General features: G+C 42.8%; 3 protein-coding genes. 1 reads left to right on the forward strand and 2 read right to left on the reverse strand.

What is annotated here, in order from left to right; all coding sequences use genetic code 11:
• Window positions 1–78: 78 nt before the first annotated feature.
• Window positions 79–1,110, reverse strand: coding sequence for an ACR3 family arsenite efflux transporter (gene arsB / locus NHN17_RS25575; protein WP_255045488.1), 1,032 nt, complete (start codon window positions 1,108–1,110; stop codon window positions 79–81).
• Window positions 1,111–1,205: 95 nt separating this feature from the next.
• A complete protein-coding gene (locus NHN17_RS25580; protein WP_255045489.1) occupies window positions 1,206–1,517 on the reverse strand; it encodes an ArsR/SmtB family transcription factor in 312 nt (103 codons plus the stop codon).
• Window positions 1,518–1,879: 362 nt separating this feature from the next.
• Here NHN17_RS25580 and NHN17_RS25585 point away from each other — a divergent pair, with 362 nt between their 5' ends.
• On the forward strand, window positions 1,880–2,329 hold the full coding sequence (locus tag NHN17_RS25585) for a hypothetical protein (protein WP_255045491.1): 450 nt from the start codon (window positions 1,880–1,882) through the stop codon (window positions 2,327–2,329).
• The last annotated feature ends 83 nt before the right edge of the window (window positions 2,330–2,412 follow it).

Here is a 2,412-nt window from a genome sequence, read left to right on the forward strand (position 1 = left end):
AGCGTACCACTTTCAGCAGTTGGCTTCCTCTTCTACACCTTTCCATGAATGTCGCACTTATTATCTGAAATCGGGGTATTAGTAGGCGTGAGCGACGGGAAATTTGTCGCGGGTTTTATTGGCATAGGCTACAAGCGCGAGCATGACCGGTACTTCTACCAGTACACCGACAACGGTTGCGAGTGCTGCGCCTGAATGTAGGCCGAATAAACTGATAGCTACAGCCACGGCTAGCTCAAAGAAGTTAGAGGCACCAATCATGCCGCCGGGTGCAGCAACACGATGCGGTTCTTTCCACTTGAACATCCAGTAGTAAGCGATAGCAAAGATCAGGAATGTTTGGATGATCAAGGGGATAGCAATTAACACGATATCAAGTGGGTTTGCCAGGATCTGAGGAGCTTGGAAGCCAAATAACAAAACAACGGTACTGATTAAGCCAAGGATTGAAAGCGGCTTGACCCTGTTTCCGAGCCGCTGTAATGCTTCCTCTGAACGAAGAACTTTTCGGGTCAACAGTCCAGCAACGAGCGGAATGACAATGTACAAAACCACAGCAATGATTAAAGTACTCCAAGGTACTGTGACGTCTGTTACACCTAATAGGAAGGCGGCAAGCGGTGCAAATGCTACAACCATAATCAAGTCATTGACCGCAACTTGGACAAGCGTGTAGTTGGCGTCACCTTTGGTTAATTGGCTCCAAACAAAAACCATAGCGGTGCAAGGCGCAACACCTAATAGGATCATACCGGCAATATATTCATTGGCCAGATCAGGCGTAATCAACCCCATAAAACCACCGAAAAGGTGTTTGATGAAAAGAATAGCCAGAAGCGCCATTGTAAAAGGCTTGATTAACCAATTCACAGTGAGAGTAATGATTAGCCCTTTGGGACGGCGGTGTATATTTTTGATAGAAGAAAAGTCTATCTGCATCATCATTGGGTATATCATCAGCCAAATGAGAACAGCGATGATGAAGTTAATATTGGCGTACTCTAATCCACCCATGAAGGTGAATAGTGCAGGAAATGCGGTGCCACCTAACAGCCCGGCAACCATAGCCAGGCCTACCCAGACACTGAGGTAACGTTCAAATATACCCATTACAAGTACCTTAATATTATCGGTTATCGTCGAATAACGATTATGTTAGTAACAAAAAATGCCTGATAGCAACCCCATTCAGGCATTTATGACGCTTAGGCTAAATAGCCAAGTAAGTCTTTCATTCTTTTTAAAGCTTCTGGTTTTATGCTGAAACATGTGCGCGGGTGCTGTACCTCGGCGTGAATCAAGCCTGCCTGTTTGAGCACCCGAAGGTGCTCTGAAATAGTCGACTGTGCAAGATCGAGCTGATCAACAAGGTCTGATCCTAAGCATTGACCACTTGCGAGAATTTTTAGCAACCGAACTCGTGCAGGATGGCTCATGGCCTTCGCATACGCAGCGATTTCTTTTTCAGTCGCTTCATCCAAGTCTATCGGATCAAGGTTAGTTAAGCATTCAGCCATAGTTAGACGTTATTACCATTCATCGTTAAATTACGATTAATGGTATGCCCATGTTTTGGGTAATGCAAGCAGATTTTATTAAGCTATTAAGTAAACCCATATTTTCAGCCTTATCCCCCATAAAAGTGCAGTCTCAATATCATTTCTCTCTAGATCAATTATTTACAAAAGAACATATGGTTATATGAGCATTTTCGAGAAAGATCACAGTTTGTAAAGATTTGTTGTATGAATATTAAGCAAATGTTGTTCACTTTTGCTTTTGCGCCTTTTCAATATAAGAATTTCATTATTGTTGATCGTTCAATAGGTTGCTGCGACATATATGGCATGAGTGATAATCGATTCACTAAGGGGCTGTTATGTGCATTATCTTTGCTTTTGTATGGTTGTTATTGTCTGTGGTTGCCGCTGTTTATGCGACGAGCAAATATCATTCTGGAACTGATTTTTTTATTATTGCTCTGCTAATTTCTCCTTTGGGGGCTGGGGTTCTCGCTGCTTTTCTACCTCCTGTTGACGATCTTAAAACATCGACTCATGATGATAAAATGGCTTGTGACCCTTCAATAGTTACTGATGAAGCTGATTGGCAGGATGCCGTGAGGTTTGTTGATTCGGTAAGGGAAGCTGTAGAAAAGCTTAATGATTCTGTTCCTTTGGCGCAGGTTGATAGTGCCATTGATGATTTACGCAGCCTCTATTTTCAATCTGGGGAAGCGGGTGTTACGAGCTCTGCGATAAATATGCTTATCAATGAGGCTAAATACCGAGAATTAGAAGCGCAGCAACAAGCATCTATCTGGAAATAAACGTTTTTGAATCGCTATGTTCCCTTAAGTTGTTGCTACACTTAAAGTAGGCAGCAACTGGAGGGAATTTTTATGCTCCAAGC

The organism is Photobacterium pectinilyticum (genome assembly GCF_024357955.1).
In the GTDB taxonomy this organism is placed as follows: domain Bacteria; phylum Pseudomonadota; class Gammaproteobacteria; order Enterobacterales; family Vibrionaceae; genus Photobacterium; species Photobacterium pectinilyticum.

Bases quoted from the DNA above. Each gene is read 5' to 3' on its own strand.
- arsB (WP_255045488.1), bottom strand. From the start codon at position 1,110: ATGGGTATATTTGAACGTTACCTCAGTGTCTGGGTAGGCCTGGCTATG.
- NHN17_RS25580 (WP_255045489.1), bottom strand. From the start codon at position 1,517: ATGGCTGAATGCTTAACTAACCTTGATCCGATAGACTTGGATGAAGCG.
- NHN17_RS25585 (WP_255045491.1), top strand. From the start codon at position 1,880: ATGTGCATTATCTTTGCTTTTGTATGGTTGTTATTGTCTGTGGTTGCC.